We start from the raw sequence: 26,317 nt of genomic DNA, 5'->3' as shown, positions 1-26,317 counted from the left end.
CACCTTCCACGGAGGCACACCATGCCGACGAGGCGAGCGGTCACCGGCCGCAGCCGCGAACCACGCGCCCGGTTCGCGGAAGAACTTCGACACCTGCGGGCGCAGCGCGGAGAGAGCCTCCGCCAGCTCGGCGACCGACTGGGCTGGGACTGGTCCCTGTTCGGCAAGATGGAGAGCGGCGAGACCCTGGGCGGGCCCGAAGTCGTCGAGGCCCTCGACCAGCACTACGGCACCCCAGGGCTGCTCCTGGCCCTGTGGGAGCTGGCCATCAACGACCAGACCCAGTTCCGCGAGCGCTACCGCCGCTACATGGAACTGGAAGCCAAGGCCACGAGCTTGTGGCACTTCGCGGTCAGCGTCCTGCCGGGGTTGTTGCAGACCCCGGGGTACGCGGGTGAGGTGCTCGCGGCCGGTGGCTCGAAGGGCCTGGACCTGGAACAGCAGGTGCAGGCCCGAATGAGTCGGCGCTCCTTGCTGGAGGGCGACGACGCACCGCCCTTCCGCACCATCCTGTCCGAGGCGGTGCTGCGCACGCCGCTGCGGGACGCGGGGGAGTGGCGGAAGCAGTTGGAGTACCTGGTGGGGGCGGCGGACAGGGGGAACGTCGCGCTCCAGGTGTTGCCCTTCAGCGCGGGCTTTCATGGGCTGATGAACGTGGACGTCTGGTACCTCCGGCAGCCGGAGGGGCGTACGTTGGCCTACACGGAGAGCGGCTACCGGGGCGAACTGATCGAGGAAACCGCAGCGGTCGAGCGACTTCAGCTCGCGTACGATGCGGTGCGCGATTTGGCGCTGTCCCCAGTCGAGTCGCGAAAATTCATCCTGCGCATGTTGGAGGAAGTGCCTTGCGATCCCTCGACCTGAGCGCCGTGAGCTGGCGCAAGAGCAGCTACAGCAATCAGGACGGTGGTGCGTGCGTCGAGGTCTCCGATGACTTCGCCACCCTCGTCCCCGTCCGTGACAGCAAGGCGCCCCACGGGCCGGTACTGACGTTCGCGGCGGACGGCTGGTCGTCGTTCCTCTCGGCGGTCAAGGGCGGCGACCTGCGCGCCTGAGCGACAGCAAGAACAGGGAAGCGGCTCCAGCGCCATAGGCCGCTGGAGCCGCTTCCCTCTGTACTCAGCCGGCCTGCGTGGTGGGGGAGCGGCGTCCCAAGCGGTCTCAGCCTCGCAGCGAGGTCGATTTCACCACCGAATCCACGAACTGGAGCATCCCGTTGTCGATGGAGCTCTAAGTACTCCAGCCGTAGTTCTGAACCCCGGCGTCGGGTGGGAAGTTCGTTCGCGGACTGCTGGCCGATCTGCCCCACAAGAGCTGCTGGACGATCGCGGAGTGGGCCGGTGAGGCCACGCCGCGCGGACACACCGCCGTCGACCGTCCACTCGGCGGGCACCTGCCAGCTGTTGATCCGCCGCAACCGCACCACCGGTGAGGTGGCCTGCTACCGCTGCTTCAGCCCGCGGCCAGTACCGCTGCCCGCCCTGGTCCGCGTCGCCGGAACCCGCTGGAGGATCGAGGAGACCTTCGCCGCATCCCCAAACGGCCAACGCGACCATCGCCTGCGCTGGTCGCTATGGCGTCGCCGACACCAGGCACGCGCGCCGCGAGTGCCACTACCGCCGACGCGCGGCCACAACATGAAGATCCACAACTGCGGATGGAGTATCAAGTGAACGACCTCAGAAGCAACCGACCGAAGCCAGCGTGGCCCGAGGACCCCTCAGCCTGCCGTTAGCGCCGCCAGGGCTCGGTCCATCGCGGCGTTGAACTCTTCCGGCGCCAGTGGCAGTCGGGACTTGACGTCCCGACTCCACTGGTCGGCGAGGACCTCGGCGGAGCCCGCCTCGACACCGTCGAGCGCCGCGTCGGCCAGGTCCGACGGTGCAATCTTGTCCACGGGCCAGCCCGCGGCCATGTCGGTGTCGGCCAGGCCGAGGTGCACCGCTGTCACGAGCGTGCCCTGCTCGGCAAGCTCCAGGCGGACGCCGTTGGTCATGGCCCAGGCGGCGGCCTTGGTCAGGTGGTAGGCATTGGCGCCCTTGCCCCCGAACCACGACATGGCGGAGAGGACGTTTACGATCGCGCCCCCGCCGTTCCTGGCGAGCGCCGGCGCGAACTCCCGGACCATCCCCAGGTGGCCGAACACGTTGGTCTCCAGCTCGTGCCGCACCGCGTCCAGCGAGCCGGTCACCAGGTCGGTCCCCGTCTGAATCCCCGCGTTGTTGACGAGCAGCGAGACGTCCGCGGCGGCCTCGGCGGCGGCCCTCACGGATGCGGGATCGGCGATGTCGAGGGGCAGCACCTCGACCCCGGGCAGGTCCACGGTCTCCGGTCGGCGGGCCGTCGCGTAGACCTTGCGGGCGCCCCGTTCGAGCAGGCGCTGGGCGAAGGCGCGGCCCAGGCCGCGGTTGGCTCCGGTGACAAGGGCAACTGAGTTGTTGATGTCCATGCCCCGTACGCTAAAACCTGACGCTGACGTCAGAGGCAAGTGTTGATCATCAGGGCCGGAGTGAGAGGAATCGCCATGACCGTCACGGAGTCCGCGGGCGAGCGGCTGATCCGCATCGGCGAGGTGGCACGGGGCGCCGGTGTCTCGGTACGCGCCGTGCGCTACTACGAGCAGCAGGGGCTGCTCGTCGCCGAGCGCAGCCCATCCGGCCAGCGCCTCTACCGGCAGGACGCCGTCCCCCTGGTCCGCTTCTTCCAGCAGATGTTCGCCGCCGGCCTGACCAGCCGAAAGATCACGGAACTCCTTCCGTGCTGGGACTCCGGGCACACCGACGCCGAGCAACGAGCCATGCTGCGCGCCGAGCGCGACCGCATCCAGGCCAAGGTCGACGACCTGCAGGCTGCCCTGGACCGCCTCGACGAGGTCATCGCGATCACGGACACGCACCCGTAGGCGCGGTCGGTTCGGACGGCGCACCAGCGATCTACGGCTGGAGTTCGCGGAGCCAGAGGACCAACGAAAGCGGGAGGAGCTTGGCTCGGTAGTCTTGCGATCATGGCGGACTGGGAGATTCGACCGGCTTCGGTGGCTGACGTCGAGGCGGTGGCCGAGTTGCGGGCCCTGGTACTGCGAGCGGACCTGGAACGCCTTGGGCGGTACGACGAGCAGAAGGTGCGGCAGCGACTGCGGGACGGGTTCGCGCCGGCTCACACCTGGGTGATCGAGGTGGGCGACGTGTTCGCCGGCTGCGTTTCGCTGCGGCCGACGGAAGACGCCCGATGGCTGGAGCACTTTTACCTGGCCCCGCACTGGCAGGGCAGCGGCATCGGTGCAGCCGTGCTGCGCAGGCTGCTGGAGCAGTGCGACTGCGATGGGACCCTGGTCCGGCTGAATGTGCTGCAGGGCAGCCCCGCCCGGCGGCTGTACGAGCGGCACGGATTCACACTCGAGACCGAGGATCCGGTGGACGTGTTCATGGTGCGCGAGCCGGCGAGAAGCCGAGCTTCTGTGCGGTGTGTACGTACTGCAGCCAGATCGGCGCTTCCGGTGGGGAGTCGCGGTAGCCGTTGGGCAGACGTCGGCCGGTAACGAGGCCCATACGTTCGTAGAAGCGAAGGTGCGCTTGCCCAGGTTGGCTTGCGCGGACCCACTCTCCGATGAGCATGGCTTCCCGCCTCCACCTCGCCCCTCCGACTTGGCCCAGGAGCGTATTCCGCTCTTTTCGGATGAGGGGGAAACGGTGTCCGCATGTGATTGCACTAGCGCTCTGTCTGAGGCCCGGTTGGCATCAGTTAGGATGAGTCTATGTGGTTCAAGTCCGGGGCTAAAAGAAGCCACCTTTTTTACGGGCTAGGTATCGCGGTGGCTCTTTCTGCCGGCGCCGTCTGGTATTTCTTGCTGTTCGCGAAGAAATCCGTGGAACCGGGGCCTTTCGCGAGCGACCCTCGGTGCTCACACCTCACAGCGACCGTGCCTGAAACCCTTCTCGGGCAATCCCGGGACCGAACCGAAGGCGCGGGTGCCGCCGCGTGGGGAGACGGTTCGGTCGTCATGCGATGCGGAGTAAAGCCCCTGCCTCCGACCCCAAACCTTTGCACGAACATCAACGGTGTGGACTGGGTGCTCGACGAGAACAGAATGAACAGCAGCGGGGAAAAGGTCCTCACCACCTACGGTCGCATACCCGCAGTCGAGGTGAAGATCGACGGAGACAGCGGCCTGGGCGGCGACGTGCTGGTTGTAATAAACGAAGGAATTATGGATTTCCCTCAGAAGTCGAAGTGCATCGACTTGAGTGACATCGGCTGATCGGCCTGTAGTGTATGAAATGAAGCGTGTCACTTCCTCCGGAATGCCGTGGTGCTCGCCCCGCCGTAACGGAGCGAGCACCATGGCATTCTGTCAGTCGTAGTACTTCACCTTATACGCCCTTGAGTCATTGGTTGCGATGTACAGTTCCGCTCGGTGGTTGTCGCCGTCCACGGCCCCCGATACGTCCCAGGTCTCGCATCCTCCCGCGACCTGCTGGCGCACGGAACCGACCTTGTCGTCGTAATTGTTCACGTCGTCTTCGTATAAAGCGTACGCTCTTTTCCCGCTGGTCGAAGTATAAATGCAGGCTTTGAAGTTCCCGCCGTGTGACTTTACGGGGTGGCTGTAGTAAACGCCGTTTACCTCGTAGAACGACGAGGAACCGACGTAATCCCAGCTTCCTGCACCGGTGGTGCCGGCCGACGCCGAGGCCGGGAAGGTCAGTGCGAGGGCTGTGCCAGCGGCGGCGATGCCTGCAATTTTCCATCGATATGTGCGAATCATGACTCTGAGGCTTCCATGTCAGGATCTGGCCCTGCAATGGGCTTTTCGGACAGATCGATCAGTCAACGCCACGCAGACTGTGCGGGCCTGACTGGCCGTCAGCTCAGCTCGGAGTGGTGCGGGAAAGGGGGAGAGAGGCCGGCACTTCATCTCCCGCAGCTCTCTGCTGCTACAAGCGAGTCGCCAGGCTCAACGCATAGGGGCACGGTCTTGGCGTGGTGGCGTCTCGATCTGTGAGAACAGAACTGGTGCAGCAGGGATGGCGAAGCGTCACGTGAGCTCCGAAGCGCACCGGCCATGGTGGTGGCTCTGGTCTCTCTGCCCCGCTCGCGGCCTGATACGCGAGCGGAGCAGAGTGTTGCAAGGGGGCGTTCTTCGCTATTTCTTGGCGGTTCGCCGTCCACGTGCAGCGGCGGCCGGCCGCCAGGCGCGCAGGTTGTCGTCCGTCAGTCCGTGCTCGCCCTGAACCATCTGACGGTCGCCCCGAAAGAAGGCGGCGGGTGAGGCACCGAAGGTGGCATCGAACTCGTTGTGCCACTGGTCCAGCCAGGGCTGGAGCTCCAGCAACCCAGCGAGGAAGGGCGCCACCTGCTCGGAGGTCAGTTCCTCGTGCGCGGCGATGTAGGCGTCGAGGGCGTACGCCTGCTCCTGGTGGTTCCACCCGGCCCAGCCGTACAGCTCCGGCTTCGCCACGTTGGTCTGCCCGTAGGAGATGAACCGCTCCTTGGGCACGTCCAGCTTGCCGCGTGCCCGCCAGTAGGAGGGGCGGAGGAAGTCGGCGGAGGTGTACTTGGGCGGCACGGGGATGCTGTCGCGGATCTTGCGCTTGGTCGGCTCGTCCGGCGCCGCGTCCTCCTCCCGCTGGAGGTCCCATACATGCTCCCAGTCCTCACGCTTCTTGAGCCCGGAGGGCTTGTAGCGGAGGGCGGCCAGGAACGGGACGTGCTCGTCGGATATCAGCTCACCGACGACGGCCGCCAGTTCCTTGCGGGGCGCATAGATCTTCGCGACGGACACGAAGTCCTCGTCCTGGGACAGCGCATCGGTGAGCCGGGAGAGCGTGACGAGCGCGGGCATCCCGTTCTCGTCGTACCAGTGCTCCCTGTTCTCCATCCGGTCGAGCAACCAGGATTTGAGGGCCTTCTCCTGAAGCGCGTCCCACCCCTCGGTCGCCCACCGCCGCTTGTACTCGGGCCTCTCCACCATGCCGATGGCGCGGGACGACTCAATGGCATCGATCCGCTTCTGCACCACCTCGCGGTACGCGGAGGGCCAGTGCTCGGGGATCTCGGTGATGGGGGTGGAGCCGTGCCGCTTGAACCACTCGTCGCTGGCTTCCCCCGCCTGCACCTTGCGGGCCAACACGATCTCGAAGGCGCGTTCGCCGAGGGCGAGTTCCGGGATGTCGGGAGAGTCGGGGTCCTCGGAGACCCGGAGGTCTTCGGGGTGCAGGTTGTAGAGGCTGTATACCTGCCAGTCGAGCTCTTCTTGGAGGGCGATCATGCGGGCGCGGGTGGAGTGCCAGGTTGCGCAGGCTTCGCGGAGCTCTATGGAGGTAGGTATGACCTTGCAAGCGAGGGTAGAAGGATTCATCTCGGTGAGGTCTTGAGCAAGGGCATCGAGGGAGACGCTTAGCGTTGTTGGATAGCGAGCGGGCAAGGGGAATGCCTGTAGCTTCGTCCCGGTAAATTCGAAACAATTCTTCCATGCTTCGCTTCCCATGGTTGAGTACCCTGCATCGACGCGTGCACCACCTCCTTCACCCTTATTGTGCGACACTTGCTGAAGCCAGAAACATGCCGTTGAACTGTTGAGCAGTCCGAGCAGTCGTAGGTGCTCTTCTTCACTCGCTTCCTCGTGAAGCTTGATCACTGGCGCAGATTGCTTAAATATCGTGTTGTCTCGGTTTAGAGTGAAATGATTATGCGTCGCCACGAATGCAAAAGGGATTGACCAGGGATGAGCGCCTACATCCTTGGGGAGTTGATGCCAAACCCACCAAGAGCGCCCGGTGTTGAAGTAGTTGCTACCCCCGAATGTGGCCCGTTGCCCAAGCTCTGAACGAAAGGGCCAGAGGTCGCTGGAGTCGACCACGGAGTGCGATGGATGGCGGGTGGTGCGATCCTGACGGTAAGGGTAAAAGGCGGCATAGTCAGTCGTGGAGATCCAGTCGCGGATTTGTTCCCCTGCGGCAATGGGTGCTGTGAAACCCTGGACGTGCTTACTCCAAGAGCGGGTGGGACGAATCATGATATCGTCGGCATGCGTCATGCCTACGAACCCGATGCGCACAGTGTGAGTGGATAGCGAATCCTTGGTTGACGAGACGATAGCATCATTCATTTCGAGGCCGCCGTCTGTAAGCATCCACGGTTGCTTGCTGAAGTATCGGCTGCGCCCCAAGTCGTCAACCGATACCCACTGGCAAGCAGTGGCCGGACTGTCGATATGTTCTACTATGGCGCTCCATACCTGTCCTTCAGCGCTGTTCTCAGGCGCAGAGGGCTCGCCCTGGATGCTCCGCACAGTGCGAATCGTTGTGCATCTGCTGCTTCCCTCCCGCCGTTTGCCCACCAAGATGACCGTTGGAGTCCCGTGGCCGGGGATATATGCGCCCGAGGTGTCAATTACTTCCGTCAACTCCACCTCGTGCGCGAAGTACTGCTCGATCAGCTTCGTTCCGAACTCTCGCTTCATGAATGAGTTCGCCGTAATCTGACCGACCATGCCATACCCGATTCCTGATTTCGGGTCGCCCGTCGTAGCTAGCTCGAAGAAACGCTGGGCGAAAGGCACCGACAAGGCGTACGTCCCCGCGCAAGCGCTGTACAGCGCCCGATACAGCTCATTGAGCCGCTTGTCCTTCACCGTGATGTACGGCGGGTTCCCCACCACCACGTGGTACCGGCCCGGCTTCAAGATGTCCGGATGCTCGTGCACGTCCTCCGTCTGGTACTTGAAGTCCGCAAGCTCGTCGGCGCCCTCTTCTTCCGACTCATCGAACAAGTTCCCCTGCCGATGCCGGTGCTTGATCAGCGAGTCGCCCACTGCCAAGTGCATCGGCCACTCATAGCGCCCCGATTCCTCCAACGTGCGCATCCCACTCGCGGCCATCGCCGCAACCAGCAGCCGGAACCGCGCAATCGCCACCGCGAACGGGTTCACATCAACCCCGTGCACCGAATCGAGCGCGGCCCGCACTCGCTCGTGCACGTCGACACCCGGGCGGCCCTCGGCCCACAGCCGCACCAGCCGCCGGAACGCGCCCAGCACGAAGTGCCCCGACCCGCACGTGGGGTCGATCAGCTTCAGGCCCTCATAGCCGAACTCCCCAACTGCAGGGGTCATCGTCCGGTCCAGGATGAACTCCTCGACGAACTCCGGGGTCTGGAGCAGCGCGTACGTCTTCCGCGCTGCCTCGCTGAGGTCCTGGTACAGGTCACCCAGGAACCGCGTGTCCCAGCCCCGCGTGCCGTCGCCGTCCTCCTCCAGCGGGTCCGTGAAGTCATGGACGAGGACGCCGGCCTCGTCCCGCTCCCGCCAGAACTCGACCAACTCACGGGCCCCGTCGTGCGACAGCGGGATCTGGAACAGCGGATTGTGGCGGCGGTCGAACAGCAGTCGGCCCGCCTGCCCGGCGCCCAGCTCGTCGAAGGCCCGCTCGATCCAACCCCGGTAGGTCGGATCGTCCGCCGTGGCCACGTACTCCTCGTACCGGGCCAGGGCCAGATCCCGGCGGTCGCCCTCCGGAGCCGTCAGATACGGCTCCGGGATCAACTCGTTGTCCTCGCAGAAGCGGACGAAGACCGTACCCAGCACCCAGGCCACCGCGACCTGCGTGACCCGCTCGTCCAGCCAACTGTTCCAGGTGGCGGCCGTACGGCCGAGCTTCTTCGCCCGGTCGTACTCACTCCGCAGCTTGGCCCCGACGTCACCCGCCAATTTGACCTGCTGAGCGAGGTCACTCTCGACCGCCTTGACCTGCTGCTTGAGGTCGTTCAACAGAGCCTTGCGGTCGATCACGCGACGTCTCCCTCTAACTCGAACCTTCGAACTACACGCTTCATCCGCTCGCCGCTCACTAGCTGCTCGCCCCCGACCGGTGGGCGTTCTGCACCCACGACTCCGGCAGGGTGATCCACTCACCCAGGCCCGCCTGGTACGCGACGGCGACCGACCCCAGCTTCGGTTCCCGGGCCGGGTCGCTCTGCGGGACCAGCAGCCACAGCCCGCGCCCGCCCTGGCGAGCCGCCTCCGCGAGGCGGCCCAGCACGCCCATCGCGTCGTACCGCGCGAAGACGGCGGCGTCGGTGAGCAGCACCGGTCCCTCACCGGAGTCGGAGCCCGAGTGGGAACCGCTGCCGGCGCCGTCGCCCAGCAGCTCCCGCACCCGTGGCTCCACCGAACCCCACGCCGTACGCGCGTACTCCGCGAACTTCATCGCGCCCCGCGAGCCGGGCTCGGCGACATCGGCCTTCAGCAGCGTCTCCCAGGTCGGCTTGGTGCCCTCGGGGACCAGGGCGTGCATGGCCTCCAGGAAGAGTTCGGTCACCGAGAGGACGCGGGCGCAGAACCGGCCGTCTGCCGACCCCAGTTCCTGGGTGGCCTGCCAGGCACGGGCTTCCCGTACGGTCAGGACGCGGTAGCCGTCCCGCCGTGCGGAGGCGAGCAGGCGCTCGTCGGTCCGGACGGCGTCGGCGAGTGTCGGGTCGTCGGAGTAGCGGGTGACGGTGCCGACGTCGGTGGAGCGGCGCCAGGCGCCGGTCGTCAGATAGCTGGAGGCCGAGTCCATCCGGGTGGGCAGATAGCGCAGCGTCTTCGTGTCCTCGCGCAGCGAGAGGGTGAGGTCGAAGCCGGCGTTGCGCAGGGCCTTCGTCAGCGGGCCCGCGGTCGGCAGGTCGCGGGTGGTGCCGCCCCGGCCGTCGGGGACGACCAGTTCGGGGAAGCGGGTGCGGACGCGCTCGTGCACGTCCTCGCCGGTCAGTCCGGGCTGCCACTCGTCCGGCACGCCGGGGTTCAGGCGTACCAGGCCCGCCTGGGTGAGCCGCAGTGCCCGCACCAGGTCCAGGTTGCGCGGGTAGATCTCCAGCCGGGGGGTGGCCGCCGCGTTGGTGGACGCGGAGGCGGCCAGCTCGACCAGCCGGCGTTCGTCCCATTCGACCTCGCCGGGCGGCGGGGCGAGGGCGCCGAGTTCGGCCAGGACCCTCGTGGCCGTCGGAAGGGTGTCCAGCCCCGCGAGGCGGTCGGCGGTCTTGCCCAGCCGGGAGGCGTAGTCGAGCAGGCCGGGCGCGGTGGGGGTGTCCGGGGGGTCTCCTTCGGTGCCCGCCTCCTCGTCGGCCTCCCGTACGTCCAGGGCGAGCAGTCCGGCGCCCAATGCCTCCTCGGTGGCCTTGCGGTTGGGCTGGTGCTGGAACTGGGCGCTCTCCGGTTCGAGTTGTTCGACCTCCACCACGGCCCGGACCGCGGCGAGCGCCAGCGCGCGCCGCTGGGGGCGCTCGGGGAGCTGGGTGCCGCGGCGCAGCACGAGTGCGTCGGCGATCTCGACGGCGGAGGCGACACGGCCCAGTCCGGCCAGCAGTTCCGTGATCTCGTCGCGGAGGGCCCGCACCTCCGGGCGCTTCTTCCAGCGCTTGCGCTCCTCCTTCAGCATCTGCGGGATGCGGCCGGCCGACAGCCCCAGCGCGTCGGCGACCTCCCTCTGCTTGGGCCAGACGCCGATATCGGGCAGCGTGCCGTGCTCGTCCGGGAGCCGCAGCAGCAGCCGGACCATCTCGACCTTGTTGTGGTTGGAACCGTTGTTGTTCAGCTCCGGGACCAGGACGGTGGCCAGGGTGTCGAGGCTGAGGGCGCGCAGCGCGGATTCCGGCAGCTCCTCGGGCCGATCGGTGGTCGCGGCGACACCGTCGGCGACAGCCGACTCCGTGCGGGTGAGCTGCGCCAGCTCTTCCTTCGCCTCGGCCCGGCCGCGTGCCGTCAGTGGCGATACGGGGGCCTCGCGGAGCAGCTCGCCCCATTGGCGCTGGCGGCGTTGGATCTCACCGCGGGTCTTGGCACCCAGCCCGGGGGCGTTGAGGAGCTTGCGGCGGCTGTAGTCCAGCAGGCCGCCGACTGTGGTGATGCCGAAGCCGTAGAGGAACGACTCGGCGGCCGGGGTGAGGCCCGCCGCGGAGAGGTGGGTGTCGCGGGTGACCTGCTCGGCCAACTGCTCGCGCTGCTGCTCAGCGGAGAGCGGTTCTGCGTCCGCGATGGCGGGCCGTCCCCCTGGCGCTCCCTCCGCGGCCTCCGCTTGCCCTCTCTGCTGCTCCTGCCCGTCCTGGCCGGAGTGTCCCGGATGGCTGCTGTGCCGGGAGCGGTGGCTGGAGGGCACCGTCTGCGAGGCGTCCAGGAAGATCCTCTTCCAGGCGTCGCGCATCGGCTTCAGCTCGGGGAACCGTTCGGCGGCGTCCCGGTGCAGCGCCTTGCGGAAGAAGCGGACCAGGCCGTCGCGTACGGCGGGTTCGAAGGCGTCGGCGGCGATGGTCGGACAGGGGAACTCCTCCTTGTCGGTCTGCCGGGGCAGGACGGAGCCGTCGCCCCACTTGGGCAGCTCGCCGGAGGCCATCTGGTGCAGGGTGACCGCGACGGCGTACCGCTCGGCGTGCGAGTCGTAGGCGGTGCGGACCAGGGTGCCGATGAACGGGTCGAGATAGCCCTCCGTACCGGCCTCGTGGTTCTTGGCCGGGTAGCCGGCCAGGGAGAAGTCGATGAGGACGAGCTCACGGGTGCGGTTCGGACGCACCCTTATGGCAATATTGTCCGGTTTGATGTCGCGGTGCCAGACGCTCTCACCCTCCAGGAAGTCCACGGCGCCGAACAGATAGTCGCCGTACGCCTCCAACTGGTCTATCTGGAGGCGCCCGCTCTCGCGGAGGAGCCGGGCGACCGTCTCCCCGCGGTGCCGTCGGCGACCGCTGCCGGAGGCAGCCGGCTCGACGGCCTCCTCGCGCTCATCGCCCACGTACTCCAGGGCGAGCACCGTGCGGCCCCCGAGGTGCAGCGGCTGCGGCTCCACCAGCCGGATGACGCGGGAGTCGGGGCGCAGCCGCCCCATCACCTCGGCCTCCCGGACCAGCACCTCGCCCCGGCTGTCGGACAGGGCCACCTTCAGTACGGCCAGCGGGCGCGTTCTGCGCGCCTCGTGCTCCAGGTCGCGGACGAGGAAGGCCCGGCTGGTCGAACCGGTGCCCAGGCGGCGCAGGACCTCCCAGCGCCCGCCGAGCACATCCCCGGTCACGGCTTCGAGCGGGTCCTTCTCCGGCGCCTCGGCCTCTTCGGCGACGGCGGGGTCGGCCGGGCTGGTGAGGGTGTCCTCGACCAGCTCCAGCATCTCCAGGAACTCGTCCACCGTGGACAGCCGCCGCTCCGGCCGGTAGGCCGTGGCCGCCTGCACCAGGTCGTCGATGTCCTCCGAGAGCCCGTCCACCAGCGCACTGGGCCGCAGACCTTCACCGGCCTCCAGCCGGGCGACCAGTTCGGCCTGGCTCGCCGCCGGGGCCTTGCCCGTGACCAGCAGATAGGTGAGGACGCCGAGACCGTAGACGTCCAGGGACACCGGGTCGGCGTTCAGCGCCGTCAACTCGGGTGCCAGGTACGGGTCGGAGACGTCGGCGAGGTGCATCGCGGACAGCGCCGTCGGCGCGAATCGGGTCGCGCCCGCGCCGGAGGAGCCGGTGCCACTGCGCTGGGTGGCGATCTGCCAGTCGGAGATCTGCAGATGCGGGTGCTGCCACGCGGCCTCTTCGCCGACCGTCTGTCCCTGGCGGCCCCGGTTGCGGGGGATGACGTGCACCGAGCGGGCGGCCAGCGCCCGGTGGTGGATGCGGCTGGAGTGCGCGGAGCGCATCGTCTCGGCCAACTGCCGTACCAGTGCCATCCGGCCGAGGATGTCGAGCTTCTCCCCGTACTGGAGCAGATACTCGTCCAGGCGCAGCGTCTGCGGGTGGTAGTCGAAGATCAGGGCCGGGCCCGCGGAGTGCCCCGAGGGGTGGTACTGCTTGTACTGCACCGCACCCGGATGCCGGAATCGCTGCAGGACGGCGGCCTCGCGCCGGGCCGCGTTCTCCACCGACTGCCGGATGGTGGCGTCCGAGCCGCGCTCCCGCAGATAGACCCGCACCCGCGCCGACTCGGGCAACTCTGCGTGCTGGGCGAGGTAGTCGGCCCACGTCTCCCCGGAGTCGAACGCCTTGCGTTCCAATTGGTAGGGGCCCACCCGGTACTCGGCGTCGCTGCGCCGGATGCCCACCTTGTCCAGCGCACCCTTGACCTCACGGGAACTGGTCGGCGTGACGCGGTGCCGCTCGTCCCGCGGGGGGCGCTGGAGCATGGCGACCAACTGGTCGACGTTGAACACGCCGTTCTGGTCGTGGCCGGGCAACCGGATACGCAGCGAGTCCTCGGTGAAGCAGACGGCTTCGCCGACCCACGCGCGCCCGCCGCGCTGCCGCAGCAGCCCGCCCAACTCCCGGGCCTTCGTGCTCACCAGGTGCAGCGGATTGCCGTGCGGACGGCGGTGTCCCCCCGGAGTCGTCTGGACCCAGGTGCCGTTCTCGCTCGTCAGCGAGCCGTGCCAGTTCTTCAGCTCGATCATCCACACCCCGCTGGGCGCGACGACGAGCAGATCCACCTCCCGCACATGGCCGGTGTTCGCGGTGAACGTGAAGTTCGACCAGGCCCGCCACGGATCCGCGTCGGGCAGCTTCCGGCGGATGGCGTCCAGTCCGCGACGCTCATGGTCGAACTCGGACTCGGTGACCGTCGTCCACCGGCCTTCCCGCATCGTTCCGTCCCCGCCTTCTCAAGCCACTGTGGATGGTTGACGGATCGCCGGCCCCTGCCGCCCCCGACAAGGCGATCACCATCAAGGTGAAAATCGTAACTGCGGGAGGCGACATCCGCGCCGCTCACGTGCAGATTCTCGACGGCCGCAGGCATCTCCGTCGTCCTTACGACACGTGTTCGCGGCGCCGGTATGCTTGATCGCCTCGCCATCTGCGGCCCGCCGGGCTTCCGCTCCGCTCAGACGGAGACACACGGACACGCCCCCACCCGCACGAGTCACATCGTGCTGCCTGGGGGCATTTCTTGTTGTTCCGCGCGTCCGCCAAGACGGTTGCCGCCATGGCGATGGACGGCTCCCTCTTCTTCCAGTTGACCGAGCAGTTCTTCCACCAGCACGGCCACGGGGTCGGCTCCTCGGAGGCCCGCTCCTGGGAACGGAGCATCCCCGCGCTCGTGACCGCACTCAACGAAGCCGGCCTCGGCGACGTCGAGGTGCTGCTCGAGTACGCCCTCCCGCTCAACAGCAAGCGCGCTGACGCGGTGCTCGCGGGCCGGCACCCGGCCACCGGGGAGCCCTCCTATGTCGTGGTCGAGCTCAAGCAGTGGGGGCAGGCGGAGCCCGACGAGGAGGATGCGGAACTGTGCCACGCCGGCCGCGCAGCTCCCGTGCTCAACCCGATCGAACAGGTCCGCCGATACTGCCAGTACCTCGTCAACTTCAACGGTGCTCTGGCCGAGCACGCGCACCGTGTGAGCGGCGTGGCCTACCTGCACAACGCCACCGAGTTCGGTGTCGCCGGTCTGCGCGCGATCGAGCGGGACGACCAGGGCCGGATGTTCACCGGACAGCAGCGAGGCGAGTTCCTCGCACACCTCCGCTCCAAATTGAGCGACACGACGCCCGGGGCCCCGATGGCCGATGCGCTTCTCAACGGCAAGCAGGGCCCCTCGAAGCAACTGATGGCCGTCGCGGCCCAGGAAGTGCGCGAGCGGGAGCAGTTCGTGCTCCTGGACGAGCAGCAGGTGGCGTACCGCATGGTCCTCAACGCCGTCCGGAAGGCGAAGCAGGCCGACAGCAAGGAGGTCGTGGTCGTCACCGGCGGACCCGGCACGGGCAAGAGCGTCATCGCCCTCTCCCTGCTGGGCGAGCTCTACCGGCAGGGGATTCCCGCGCTCCATGCCACCGGCTCGCAGGCGTTCACCAAGACGATGCGCAAGGTGGCGGGCTTCCGGAAGCGCGAGGTGCAGGACCTCTTCAAGTACTTCAACAGCTTCATGGCCGCCGAGAGGAACTCCCTCGACGTACTGATCTGCGACGAGGCGCACCGCATGCGGGAGACCTCCGCCAACCGCTACACCTCCGCCGCCCTCCGCACCGGCAGACCGCAGGTGGAAGAGCTGATCGACGCCGCTCGCGTCCCGGTCTTCCTCCTCGACCAGCACCAGGTCGTTCGCCCCGGCGAGCTGGGTACCGAGGCCGAGATCAGGGTCGCAGCCGAGAAGAAGAACCTCACCTGCACCGTCATCCCCCTCGACAGCCAGTTCCGCTGCGGCGGCAGCGACGCCTATCTTCGGTGGGTCGTGCGGCTCCTGGGGCTGGAGGAGGGCGGCCCCGTCGTCTGGGAGCCGGACGACCGGATGGAGCTGCGGATCGCCGACAGCCCGGAGGAGATGGAGCGCTTCCTCGACGAACGGCGCGCCCAGGGCTTCGGTGCCCGGATGTCGGCCGGCTACTGCTGGACGTGGTCGCCCGAGCCGAAGCCGGGAGACCCCTTGCCGGCCGATGTCGTGATCGGCGACTGGGCACGCCCCTGGAACCTGCGAGGCGACCGAGGGGTGGCGGGGGCGCCCCCCTCTGCGCTGTGGGCCACCGACCCGGCCGGGTTCGGACAGGTCGGGTGCGTCTACACGGCCCAGGGCTTCGAGTACGACTGGTCGGGTGTCATCATCGGGCCCGACCTGGTCTGGCGCGGCGACCGGTGGATCACCGACCGCACGGCCTCCAAGGACCCGGTCTTCAAGAAGTCGACGTCGGATGACGACGTGGACAGGCTCATCCGCAACACCTACAAGGTCCTGCTGACGCGCGGCATGGTCGGCACCGTGGTCCACTCGACGGATCCCGAGACTCAGGCGAAGCTCCGCGAACTGGTCGGCGCCCAGCTCGAGACTGCTGCCGTGTGACACCGTGACACCGCCGCGACCGCGCCCGGTCGTCGCCGTTCACTAGAATTGCCCAGAATATTGCGGCCCGACGGGCTTCCGCTCCGCTCATCCTGAGCCACACGGACACGCCCCCACCCGCACGAGTCACTCGTGCCTTGGGGGAGACCAGTCCGTGTCCATGCTTCTGCTGAAGCTCCGTGCCGAAGACCTGCTCACGCTGGACGAGCGGCACCGCATGGTGCCGCACCTGGCAGAGCGGTGGAAATACTTCCGGGAGAAGGAAGTCTCCGTCGGTGAGCGGACCGCGTGGGCAGAGAGCCTGGTGGAGCTGGCCCACACCATGGTGAACGCGGATCTCGGACACGTCGAGATGATCGTCGAGTGCGCAGCCACCGTCGGCGGAGATCCGAAGCACGCCCAGACCATCGATGTGGTGCTGGTCGGGAGGCATCCGGTATCGCATGGCCTCTCCGTGCAACTCGTCGAGCTGAAAAGATGGTCGACCGTGACGCAGGTGGAGGCCGCAACCGCCGAGAAGGTCTATGTGCCAGGAATCCCGAAAGCGAAGAAGCACCCCGCCCTGCAACTGGCGATCAGTTTCGACCTCTTCGCTGGGGAAATCGGACCGCTCCACGGGATTACCGTCGAGTGCAGCGGCTTCACCTACCTGCACAACGCAACCCAGGAGTCGGTTCAGCCACTCTTTGACATCACTGCGCCGACAGGGGCCTACTCCGCGGTCTATACCCGTGACCGGCGGGAACAGCTGATGGAGGACATGCGGGCACACTTCGGGGAGGACAGCGGGATCTCCCATGCCGAGACCCTCCTCAGCCGCATGGGCTTGCGGAACACATCCCTGCTGGATGCCATGATCATGTCTCGCGGGGAGGACACCGTCTTCACCTTGCGTCGCGATCAGCGGAAGGTGGCGGATCACGTCAAGGACAGGGCCGCCAAGGTCCTGGGCATGCATGCCACTGGGCCCGAGCGTGCCGTCTTCGTCGTCACCGGCGGTGCGGGAACAGGGAAGAGCGCCATCGGTCTGCAGCTCAAAGCCGAGTTCGAAGCAGCGGGCCGCGATGTCCGCTATGCGAGCGGTTCCAGGGCTTTCAACGGAGCAATCCAGAACCACGTGGGCTACGGAGACCGCGCATTCAGGGACAGTTTCGCCTATTTCAGCAGCTTCGTCACTCCGCCGCAGGAACCCTTGGATGTGCTGATCTGCGACGAGGCGCACCGGCTGAGGGAGCGCTCCACGAACCACCGCCTCCCTCCAGAAATGCAGGGAACCAAGCCGCAGGTCGATGAGCTGCTGGACGCATCACGGGTGACGGTGTTCTTTCTTGATGAAGGGCAGTCCGTTCGGCCCAATGAGGTGGGCACGGTAAACCTGATCAAGGATGCGGCGGAACGGCGGGGGGCGCCGGTCGTCTCATTCGACCTGAGGCACCAGTATCGGTGCGGCGGAAGCAACTCCTATGTGTACTGGGTTCAGGATGTTCTGGGTATGTCCGGTCAGGACCCGAAGGTGTGGGTCCCGGACGGGCTGATGCATGTCGAGGTCGCGGAATCACCCGAGGAGATGGAGCGGATCATTCATCACGAGGCGCGTATGGGTGCTTCCGCACGTATGGTGGCGGGGTTCTGCTGGCCCTGGAACAAGCCGCAGAACCCTGGAAAGCGACTGGAGGCGGATGTACGCATCGGCGACTGGCGCCGACCGTGGAATGCTGACAGCGAGAGCTACTGCGAGAACGGCACCGTGCCTCCGTCGAAGATCTGGGCCGTGCACGAAGCCGGTATCAGCCAGATCGGCTGCGTGTACACCGCCCAAGGACTCGAATGGGATTGGTGCGGGGTCATCATGGGCGAAGACATGGTGTGGCGCGACGGCCGTTGGGTGTTTCGGCGAGGTCGATGGTGCAAGGAAAAGGGAAGCCGAATCAAACGGGTTGCCGCACCGGGTTCACTGGACGACAAGGTTCGGACGAAAAACCTGAGTGACACTCAGTTCGCTACCTGTGTCCGTAATGCTTATCACGTCCTCATGACCCGTGCCAGTCGTGCGACGGTGCTTTACTCGACGGACGAGGAGACGAGGGAACACCTCAAGGAACTCGTCGGGGAAGTGCAGATTCACGGTCTCAGGCCGTCATGGAAACGTCTGCCCCCCGGCTTGCGCGTCCAGCATCAAATGCGCCCTGATCAGGGTAAGAAAAAACAGAAGGCAACCGGCAAAGAACAGACCCTGCCGCTGTTCTAAAATTCGATCAGTGGGAAGAAGCGTGGCGGGCTCTCCGGACCCGCCACGGCCACCCACCTCAGAAGAGATGGGTGGCTACTGCTACCAGTCCCGTTGCCAGCAAGCTGGTGACGGTGTTGGTAGCGATGTCGAGCAGGATCTTGCGGACCCGTGCACGACGCGCGGACTTGTACTCGACCGGCTCCACTCTTACCACTCCACAGGGTGAGTTGCTGATAGCAGAGCGGGATTGCCCTACCGGGCAGCCGCAAGGTCCGTGCTGTGAAAACACGACGTGCCATCCGCTCCTCACACTCACTGCAGTGAGAATGGAACGTGAGCCTCGTACCCTCCGGGAAGGTGCGCAGCACAACAACCGTATCGCATCGAGTGGTTGCGTCCTGGTGGGCGGGCCTCACCTGCCCCGCGTCGTGAACACTGCCTGCCTCCTTGTAGGCGGCTCACGCTGCCGCACCGCGCTGCCCGAAACCGACTGACAGGTCTCAGGTGGGCGTGGTGGTGCGACCGTGCCTGGCCTTACGGCCGCCGATGCAACTGTCGGCCCGAACGTCGTCCAGAGCTCAGCGAAAAGCGGGGCGGCGAGCAGTCGCCCTCGGCGGTCGGCACGCTTCCTGAAAGTGCTGCTTCGTCGACAGAGCTGGCGCCGCTGGCCTTCGCGCCTTGCTATCGCTCTGGGATGGCTGAGATGCGAGGCGGGCACCTGGCGTCCCGTCTGCCAGAATCGGCGCGTGCTGAGAGTCGGTTCCGTCGTGCTGGGTGTCTTCGATGTGCCGCGTGCGGCCGCGTTCTGGACGGCGGCCTTGGGCTACGTCCCCCGCGAGGAGATGGCCGACGACTGGGTGGTGCTGGTGCCGGCGGAGGGGACCGGGGTGCAACTGTCGCTCGGCCTCAGCGACACACCTGTCCAGGAACATCCCCGGGTCCATCTGGATCTGTACGCCGGGGACGCACGTGACCAGGCCGCCGAGGTCGAGCGGCTGGTCTCGCTGGGGGCGCGGCGGGTCGACTGGGATCTCGCCCCGGACGACGCGGACTTCATCGTGCTCGCCGACACGGAGGGCAACCGCTTCTGCGTCATCGACACCGGACATCGTTGACGGCGGGTGCAGCCCTCGGAGGTCCGCGCCTCACCCCCGCAGCGGCAGCGCCGTCCAGGGGCTCTTGCGGTCGGTGGTCAGGAGTCGGTGGGAGTCGCGGACCTCGCGGTACCAGGAGCCGAAGGCGTCCTCGTCGAAGTGCAGGCAGCGGCCGAGGACGTAGCCGAGGGAGAAGTCTCTCCAGGTGCCGTACTCCTCCGCCGCGGCGCAGCCCACGACGCGGAGCGCCTCGCGTGCCTCGTCGGGCTGTGCGAAGCCCGCGTCCACGCCCCAGCAGGCCATGTTGGCGGCCCGGCCCAGATCCCAGGCCAGGGTGCGGCGTACTACGGCGTCGCGCCCCAGCAGGCCGTCCTCACGGAAGCGGGCCTCGTAGCGCAGGATGCGGCTGACGGCCTCGCGGAGCGACGCCGAGGTGTCGCGCAGTTCGGGATGGTGCGGGCCGAGCCGGTCCACCAGCCAGCGCCCCAGCGCGTCGTTCCACGCCTGCTCCGAGACCGGCTGCCCGGCCTCCGGGGTGCCCTGCCGCCGGACGAGGAGCGCGGCGCGGGCTCCCATGGCCATGTCCCACAGCGGGGTGGAGATCTGGCCGTCCAGCAACTCCTGCACCATCTCGTGCCACTGATGCGCGTCGGTGACGTTCCACATCGACTTGAGCCGGGTGCGCTCCCACTTGGGCGCCGGACGCGGGTCGGCGACCGTGTTCCACGGGTCGCCGTTGGCGTACTTCAGATGTGCCCCGCAGGCGAGGCCGCGCAGCACCGACGCGTCCGCCTCGCCCCCCGAGCGGGCCGACCGCAGCCGGTCGCCCGCCCAGGGGAAGATCGGAGACTTGCGGAGAAAACCGAACACACTCGACCCCCGTGCGGAACGCACCCGGTGTTTCCGGGAACGGTGCGGGAGCCTATCCGTGCCGCCGTCCGGCTCAGCGGCCGGGTGCGGGGCCGCCGGTGAGCGCCCCGCGCTGGGCGGCGCCGCTCTCCGCCACGACCTCCTCGATCCGCTGCGCCGCGCGCACCAGCGAGAAGCGGATACCGGCGTCACCGTCGTGCCGGAAGCCGTACACCGCGGGCCGGGGCAGGCTGTTGTACTGGAAGGGCGTGGAGAAGTAGTAGGCGCCCGTGTCCCACAGCGCCACCACGTCGCCGGGCGCCAGTTCGGGCAGGGCACGCTCGCGCGCCACCAGGTCCCCGGCGAAGCAGCACGGCCCGGCCACGTCCTGCACCAGCTCGGGGGTGCGCTTGGGTGCCCCCTTCGCGTCGAAGGCACCTACCCGCAGCGGCCACGCCTCGGGGGCGAACGCCGTACGGGTCGCCACCTGCGCCCCCGCGTGGGTGACGGCGATGCGGCGGCCGCCGGAGGCCTTGGTGTACTCCACCAGCGCGGCGATGAAGCCCTGCTTGGCCAGCAGTGAGCGGCCGAACTCGGTGACGAGCGTGTACCGCCCGCCGAACAGTCCCGGCACGGTGCGGCGCAGCAGCCCGGCGTAGGTGTCGAACGACGGCTCGGTCTCGTCGCCCGCGAAGTTCACCGGGAGGCCGCCGCCGATGTCGACCGTGTCGATCTGCTGTCGGCCCGCCTCGCGGTTGATCCGTTCCGCCAGTTCGAAGACGACCCGCACCGACTCGGCCATCAGCTCCAGCGGCACACCTTGCGAACCGGTGTGCGAGTGCAGCCGGGTCAGCCAGGGGCGGGACAGGAAGCTGTCCACGATCCACTGTTCGGCCCCGTCATCGCGCAGCGCCACCCCGAACTTCGAGGTAGCCGTCGCGGTGCTCATCGCGTCGATGGAACCCGTGCCCACCTGCGGGTTGATCCGCAGGCCCAGCGGTGCCCCCGGTGCCTGACCCGCCGCGGTGCGCCCGGCCACCAGCGCGTCGAGGCGGGAGAGTTCCTGCGGGTTGTCGGCGTTGACCGCCACGCCGTTCTCCAGCGCGTCCCGCAGCTCGGCCGGGGTCTTGGCGGGGGAGTCGAGGACGGTCCGGGCAGCCGGGACGCCCGCGGCCCGAGCGAGCGCCAGCTCTCCCGGGCTCGCCACCTCGGCGCCGATTCCTTCCTCGTCCAGCAATTCCAGCACGGGCACCAGTGAGGCCGCCTTGACGGCGAAGGTGTGCAGCACGGGGGAGGGGCCGGCGAACGCGGCGTGCAACTGCCGGGCGCTCTCCCGGATGCCCTCGACGTCCAGCAGGGCGACGACCGGCGCCTCCGGGTCCAGCAGCTCTTCGCGGACCGCTGCCCGGACCGCCTCCTGCCTGCGCGCCACGGCGTCCGGCACCATCTGCGACTCCCTTCACGTGGTCGGCCCCGCGGGCGGGCTCCCGGCCCGCCCGGGGGCTCCTGCCTCGGGTTCCCCGGGTCGGCTCGGTGACTCCGTCGCCGGGCCGGTGGGCTGTCGTACGCCTCGCCCCGGTCCGGCGTGCCCGGTCGCCTGTCGGCTGTCGCCGGTCGTCTGTCGCCGGTCGCCGGGTCGCCCCGAGAACACCCGTCCACTGTGCGCCGCGGGCCCCCGCCCGGTCTGCGGTGGCGGGGCCGAACCTCCGGGCGCTGGGATGGACGCCGCTCCAACGGGGCGGCGGCATCCCGGCGGGGACTGTGCTCGCGCACCATGCGCCGCCCCGCCTCTGGTGCGGCCGCACAACGCGATCCCGGCCGCACAATGCGCTGCGGCGCCGCTCACCCCGACCGGTCGTCCCGCGTCGCTGCCGGATGGCTGCCCGCCGCACGCAGTGCCAGTTCGGCGAGCAGCCGCACATCGGGATCGTCGAGGTCGAGCCCGAACCGGTCGCGCAGCCGGCGCAGCCGGTAGCGCAGGGTGTTCGGATGCACACCCAGTTCGCGCGCGGTGCCGGGGACGTCGCCGAACCTGCTGAGGTAGCCGGCCAGGGTCGGCGCCAGCGCGGTGCCGTGCTGCGCGTCGTGGGCCAGCAGCTCCCGCACCGGACCGTCCACGGGTGGCGTCAGCCCGGCCACCGCGTGCACGGCGCGCAGCGCGTCCAGTGCCGCGCGCACGTCCGTCTCGGCAGCGACCTCCAGCGGCTTCGGAGCCCTCTCGTGGGCGGCTCGTGCGGCGCGGTCCCGCAGCACCTGGAGGACGAGGTGCGCGGATGTGCGCGACCGGGGTGCCTTCGCCGGAGTGGGCTGCGGCGTGCCGAGGGCCACCAGGGGGAGGGCTCCCGCTTCGTGGACCGCGGCGGCGAGCCGCAGGGCCAGCCGCCGCGCGGCTGCGTCCGCCTCCGCGGGCTCCCCGTCGGCCAGCGGCAGCAGGATGTCCAGCCGGTCGGCGTCCCGCAGCGGATGCCCGGGAGGCTGGTGAGCCGTCGCCTGGAGGGAGGCCAGGCGCAGCGCCCCGTCGTGGGCGTCGGGCTGGGGCTCTGCTTCCCCGCTCCCGTCCCGCGGCGGGCCGCCCTGGGTGGTGCCGGCGCCCCGGGGAGCCACGGCCCCCTTGTCGCCCTTGGCGGCCACGGCGCCCTGGGTGGTGACGGACAGGACGACGCAGGGCGTCTCGGTGGCGAGTCCGAGCGCGGCGGCGGATTCGGCGTCTCCGGCGCCCTCCAGCAGGTCCCGCACCGCGCGCCTGCGGTGCGCCGCTCCCTGCTGGGTGCGCTGCTGGTGCCGCAGCAGATGCGGGGCCGCGGTACGTGCCGCCTCCCGCAGTGCCTGGCGCGCCGCATCCCGCAGCGGGCTGCCGTCGGCGGCGGCCCAGATCGAGCCGAGTACCTCGTTCCCCGCGCGCACCGCGACCGCCAGCCGCTCGGAGAACTGCCCCTCCGCGGGGCGGTGCACCACCTCGTCCGTCGACCACAGGGTGCGCAGAAACCCGCTGGCGGCCAGCTCGGCCAGCCGCCAGCGGGGCACCTGCTGGCCGAGGATGGTCTGGCGGCGCAGCGGGTCGGAGCCGTGCTCGGTGGGGGAGAAGGCCAGCACCCGCGAGTCCGGGTCCTCGATGGTGATCGCGCCGCCCACCAGTGCGGACAGGGCGCGGGCCAGCGCGGGCAGATCGCCGAGCGGCACATCGGTGGGGGACTCCCCGGCGGGTGGGCCGCCGGCGTGTGCCAGCCCGGCCCGCAGCATGCCGATCAGCTCGGTCCACTCGACCCAGGGGGCGCGGGTCAGCAGTGCCGTGCCGGTCTCGGCGGCCACCTCCAGCAGCCGCGGGTCCGCGCCGTCCGCGCCGCGCCGCACGACGACGGCAGCGGCCCCGGCGCGGGCCGCGGACCGCAGCACCAGGGGTGCGGTGTCGGAGGAGTCGTCGGTGCCGGGGGCGAGCAGCACCTGTCCGTGCGCGGCGAACGTCTCCCCGGCGTCGAAGACGCCCACCCCGTGGACGGGGACGTGGCTGCCGCGGGGCGCCGCCAGCAGGTCCAGCGCCTCGCCCGGGGTGGTCGCCAGCAGGCTCGCCAGGGTGGGGTGGCCCTGGTGCTGCTCTGTCACCTCGGGGGCGGCCGGTCGGTGGGCCGGGCTTGAGCTGGACATGGCCCATGGGCTTGAGCTGGACATGGCCCAAGTGTGGCCCAGCCGCAGAGTGCGGCAGCGCGAAGGTTCCCGAGCCCGCGGGGGCCGCGCGGGGCTCACCGGGTCACAGGGACTCGCCCCACTGGTCGAGGAGGCTGTCGGCGTCCTCATCGGGACGGTGTTCCTCGGGATGCAGGTTCTGTTCCGTCCACATCACCTTGCCGTGCGGCGTGTAGCGCGTGCCCCAGCGTTCGGCGAGCTGCGCCACCAGGAACAGGCCGCGGCCGCCCTCCTCGGTGGCCGCCGCGCGGCGCATATGCGGCGAGGTGCTGCTGCCGTCGGAGACCTCGCAGGTGAGACGGGACTGGTGGAGCAGCCGGACACGGATCGGTTCGCTGCCGTAGCGGATGGCGTTGGTGACCAGTTCACTGAGGATGAGTTCGGTGGTGAAGGACGCCTCCACCAGGCCCCACTCGGCCAGCTTCCGGCTGACCTGGGCGCGCAGCGGGGCCACCGCGCCGGAGTCGGCCGGTACCTCCCACTGGGCGACCTGTTCGGGATCGAGCACCTGGGCGCGGGCCACCAGCAGCGCGATGTCGTCGCTGGGCTCGGCGGGCAGCAGGGTGTCGAGCACAGCGCGGCAGGTGTCCTCGGGCGACCTGCCGGGATGGCCGGACAGGGTCCGGCGCAGCAGGGCGAGGCCGTCGTCGATGTCGCGTTCGCGGTCCTCCACCAGTCCGTCGGTGAACAGGACGAGCTGGCTCTCGGGCGGCAGGTGCAGCTCCGCCGTCTCGAACGGTGCGCCCCCCAGACCGAGCGGCAGGCCGACGGGCACCTCCGGGTAGTCGACGGTGCCGTCGGGCGCGACCAGCGCGGGCCCCGGGTGGCCGGCGCGGGCCACGGTGCAGCGCCCGGAGACGGCGTCGTAGATCGCGTACAGGCAGGTGGCTCCGGTGACGGTCGCACCGTTGCCCTCGCTGGTCTGGTCCTGGTCGATCCGGTCGACCAGCTCGTCCAGGTGCGCCAGGAGTTCCTCGGGGGTCAGGTCGAGGGAGGAGAAGTTGAGCACGGCTGTGCGCAGCCGGCCCATGGTGGCGGCCGCGTGCAGTCCGTGGCCCACCACGTCGCCGACCACCAGCGCCACCCGGGCGCCGGGCAGCGGAATGACGTCGAACCAGTCGCCCCCCACCCCGGCCCTGGTGGGCCGGTAGCGCGAGGCGACATCCAGGGCGTCCTGGTCGGGCAGGCCGCGGGGGAGCAGACTGCGCTGGAGAGTGACCGCCATGGCGTTCTCGCGGGTGTAGCGGCGGGCGTTGTCGATGCTCACCGCGGCCCGTGCGGCCAGCTCCTCGGCGAAGGCCACGTCGTCGTCGCCGTAGGGTTCGCTGCGGTCGGTGCGCCAGAAGTCGACACTGCCCAGCACCACGCCGCGGGCCCGCAGCGGGGTGCTGATCAGCGAGCGGATGCCGTACTCCAGCGCGGCCCGTCCCTGGTCGGGCTGTTGCGCCAGCCAGTCGTCGGCCTGCCGCAGATCGGTCTCCAGGACCGACTGCTCGCCCGCCTCCTCGGCGTGGCCGCGCAGCGTCTCCACGGTCCGGACGACGGCACCCACCGGGAGCAGCGGCGCGTCGTCGCGGACGCCGCTCATCGCGGTGCGGCGCATGTCGGTGCGTGCGGCGGAGGGCTCCTCGCCGCGCAGTACCGGGTCCAGCAGCTCGACGGTGGCGAACTCGGCGAACCGGGGGACGGCCACCTCGGTCAGCTCTTCGGCGGTGCGGGTCACATCCAGTGTGGTGCCGATCCGCACTCCGGCCTCGTACAGCAGCCGCAGCCGCTCCCGTGCGCCCTCCGCGCGGCCCTCCAGCGCGTGCAGCTCGGTGGTGTCCCGCAACGTGGCCACCCGCCCGGGCGGGCCCTCCCCGCTGCGGGTGGAGCGGATGTTGACGGCCAGCAGCCGGCCCTTGGCCAGATGCACCTCGTCCGAGGCGGCGCGGCCCGACGTCAGCAGGCCCATCATGCCCGCGCCCAGCCCGACCTGGTCGACAGGGCGCCCCTCGGCGCCCTCGGGCAGCTCCAGCAGCCGTCGTGCCTCGTTGTTGACCAGGATCAGCCGTCCCGTCTCGTCGACGATCAGCACGCCCTCCCGGACTGCGTGCAGCACCGCGTCGTGGTGCTCGTACATCCGGGTCATCTCCTCGGGCCCCAGGCCGTGGGTCTGGCGCCGCAGCCGCCGGTTGACCAGCGCGGAGGTGCCGGAGGCGAGCAGCAGCGCACCGGCGGCCGACATGAGCAGCACCGGCAGTTGCCGCTTCACGCCCTCGTTCACCCGGGAGACCGTGACGCCGGTGGAGACCAGTCCGGCGAGGGTGCCGTCCGGTCGGGTGACGGGGACGGCGGAGTTCACGGTCAGTCCGGGGGCGGCCTGCAGGGTCTTGGTGGTCGAGCGGCCCTCCCGCGCGTTGTCCACGAGGTCCTGCACGGGGCCCGCGACGCGTTTGCCGATCAGGTCCCGCTGCGGCGCCGTGACGCGGGTGCCGTCGGGCTTCCAGACGACCACGTAGGAGACCTTGGTCGCCTTGCGGACCGCTTCGGCGCGCGGCTGGAGCGCCGCGGTCGGATCCTCGCTCTCCAGCCCGGCCAGGACGTCCGGGGAGCGCGCGAACGTGGTGGCGACGGCGAGGGACTGCTTGTTGGCCTGGCGGGTGCTGCTCCAGCGCGCGTGCAGGACGAACGCCACCACCACGGCGATCATCA

Annotated in this window: 17 protein-coding genes and 1 pseudogene; 9 read left to right on the top strand and 9 right to left on the bottom strand. The window is 69.1% G+C overall.

Annotated features, from left to right (window positions below):
* Positions 1-21: 21 nt before the first annotated feature.
* The 3 genes and pseudogenes from P2424_RS21575 to P2424_RS21565 all read left to right on the top strand — a co-directional run.
* Positions 22-864, top strand: a complete 843-nt coding sequence (locus P2424_RS21575) for a helix-turn-helix transcriptional regulator (protein ID WP_276477399.1) — start codon at positions 22-24, stop codon at positions 862-864.
* Entirely contained in the window at positions 846-1,055 is a 210-nt protein-coding gene (locus P2424_RS21570; RefSeq protein ID WP_276477398.1) for a DUF397 domain-containing protein, read from the top strand. The genes P2424_RS21575 and P2424_RS21570 overlap by 19 nt, the downstream gene beginning before the upstream one ends.
* Before the next feature lie 342 nt (positions 1,056-1,397).
* Positions 1,398-1,641 (top strand): annotated as a pseudogene (locus P2424_RS21565) (hypothetical protein); the annotation flags it as partial.
* A 79-nt stretch (positions 1,642-1,720) separates the two neighbouring features.
* Here P2424_RS21565 and P2424_RS21560 read toward each other — a convergent pair.
* Positions 1,721-2,449 carry an SDR family oxidoreductase gene (locus P2424_RS21560; protein ID WP_276477397.1) on the bottom strand — a complete coding sequence of 243 codons (729 nt, stop codon included), beginning with the start codon at positions 2,447-2,449 and terminating at the stop codon, positions 1,721-1,723.
* Positions 2,450-2,524: 75 nt separating this feature from the next.
* On the opposite strand from P2424_RS21560, the gene P2424_RS21555 reads away from it, so the two are divergent.
* The 3 genes from P2424_RS21555 (at position 2,525) to P2424_RS21545 (ending at position 4,258) form a co-directional block, all read left to right on the top strand.
* On the top strand, positions 2,525-2,902 hold the full coding sequence (locus tag P2424_RS21555; protein ID WP_276477396.1) for a MerR family transcriptional regulator: 378 nt from the start codon (positions 2,525-2,527) through the stop codon (positions 2,900-2,902).
* Positions 2,903-3,004: 102 nt separating this feature from the next.
* Positions 3,005-3,538: a GNAT family N-acetyltransferase gene (locus P2424_RS21550; RefSeq protein WP_276477395.1), complete on the top strand. Its 534-nt coding sequence runs from the start codon at positions 3,005-3,007 to the stop codon at positions 3,536-3,538.
* A 216-nt stretch (positions 3,539-3,754) separates the two neighbouring features.
* Positions 3,755-4,258 carry a DUF3515 family protein gene (locus tag P2424_RS21545; RefSeq protein ID WP_276477394.1) on the top strand — a complete coding sequence of 168 codons (504 nt, stop codon included), beginning with the start codon at positions 3,755-3,757 and terminating at the stop codon, positions 4,256-4,258.
* Positions 4,259-4,351: 93 nt separating this feature from the next.
* On the opposite strand, the gene P2424_RS21540 is transcribed toward P2424_RS21545, so the two are convergent.
* From P2424_RS21540 to pglW, 3 genes are all read right to left on the bottom strand, one after another.
* Positions 4,352-4,765 carry a hypothetical protein gene (locus tag P2424_RS21540; protein ID WP_276477393.1) on the bottom strand — a complete coding sequence of 138 codons (414 nt, stop codon included), beginning with the start codon at positions 4,763-4,765 and terminating at the stop codon, positions 4,352-4,354.
* Positions 4,766-5,143: 378 nt separating this feature from the next.
* Entirely contained in the window at positions 5,144-8,788 is a 3,645-nt protein-coding gene (pglX, locus tag P2424_RS21535; protein ID WP_276477392.1) for a BREX-2 system adenine-specific DNA-methyltransferase PglX, read from the bottom strand.
* A gap of 58 nt (positions 8,789-8,846) precedes the next feature.
* Positions 8,847-13,583, bottom strand: a complete 4,737-nt coding sequence (pglW, locus tag P2424_RS21530) for a BREX system serine/threonine kinase PglW (protein ID WP_276477391.1) — start codon at positions 13,581-13,583, stop codon at positions 8,847-8,849.
* 305 nt (positions 13,584-13,888) lie between these two features.
* On the opposite strand from pglW, the gene P2424_RS21525 reads away from it, so the two are divergent.
* Positions 13,889-15,769 (top strand): DUF2075 domain-containing protein, encoded by a 1,881-nt coding sequence (locus P2424_RS21525; RefSeq protein WP_276477390.1) that lies wholly within the window; start codon positions 13,889-13,891, stop codon positions 15,767-15,769.
* Positions 15,770-15,929: 160 nt separating this feature from the next.
* Positions 15,930-18,017 (top strand): DUF2075 domain-containing protein, encoded by a 2,088-nt coding sequence (locus tag P2424_RS21520; protein WP_346660130.1) that lies wholly within the window; start codon positions 15,930-15,932, stop codon positions 18,015-18,017.
* 58 nt (positions 18,018-18,075) lie between these two features.
* Here the strand turns inward: P2424_RS21520 and P2424_RS21515 are convergent, their stop codons facing one another.
* The gene (locus P2424_RS21515) at positions 18,076-18,204 is read right to left on the bottom strand and encodes a DUF6408 family protein (protein WP_272944218.1); all 129 of its coding nucleotides are present in this window, start codon (positions 18,202-18,204) and stop codon (positions 18,076-18,078) included.
* 541 nt (positions 18,205-18,745) lie between these two features.
* Here P2424_RS21515 and P2424_RS21510 point away from each other — a divergent pair.
* Positions 18,746-19,114 (top strand): VOC family protein, encoded by a 369-nt coding sequence (locus P2424_RS21510; RefSeq protein ID WP_276477388.1) that lies wholly within the window; start codon positions 18,746-18,748, stop codon positions 19,112-19,114.
* Between the two features lie 30 nt (positions 19,115-19,144).
* On the opposite strand, the gene P2424_RS21505 is transcribed toward P2424_RS21510, so the two are convergent.
* From P2424_RS21505 to P2424_RS21490, 4 genes are all read right to left on the bottom strand, one after another.
* A complete protein-coding gene (locus tag P2424_RS21505; RefSeq protein ID WP_276477387.1) occupies positions 19,145-19,963 on the bottom strand; it encodes a DUF1266 domain-containing protein in 819 nt (272 codons plus the stop codon).
* 73 nt (positions 19,964-20,036) lie between these two features.
* Positions 20,037-21,389 (bottom strand): diaminopimelate decarboxylase, encoded by a 1,353-nt coding sequence (locus tag P2424_RS21500; RefSeq protein ID WP_276477386.1) that lies wholly within the window; start codon positions 21,387-21,389, stop codon positions 20,037-20,039.
* Between the two features lie 395 nt (positions 21,390-21,784).
* The gene (locus P2424_RS21495) at positions 21,785-23,608 is read right to left on the bottom strand and encodes a helix-turn-helix domain-containing protein (protein WP_276477385.1); all 1,824 of its coding nucleotides are present in this window, start codon (positions 23,606-23,608) and stop codon (positions 21,785-21,787) included.
* 79 nt (positions 23,609-23,687) lie between these two features.
* The gene (locus P2424_RS21490) at positions 23,688-26,315 is read right to left on the bottom strand and encodes a SpoIIE family protein phosphatase (protein ID WP_276479066.1); all 2,628 of its coding nucleotides are present in this window, start codon (positions 26,313-26,315) and stop codon (positions 23,688-23,690) included.
* Positions 26,316-26,317: the final 2 nt, after the last annotated feature.

Origin of the sequence: Streptomyces sp. WMMB303 (assembly GCF_029351045.1) — a bacterium.
In the GTDB taxonomy this organism is placed as follows: Bacteria; Actinomycetota; Actinomycetes; order Streptomycetales; family Streptomycetaceae; genus Streptomyces.
This window is presented reverse-complemented; position numbering and strand designations above follow the sequence as displayed.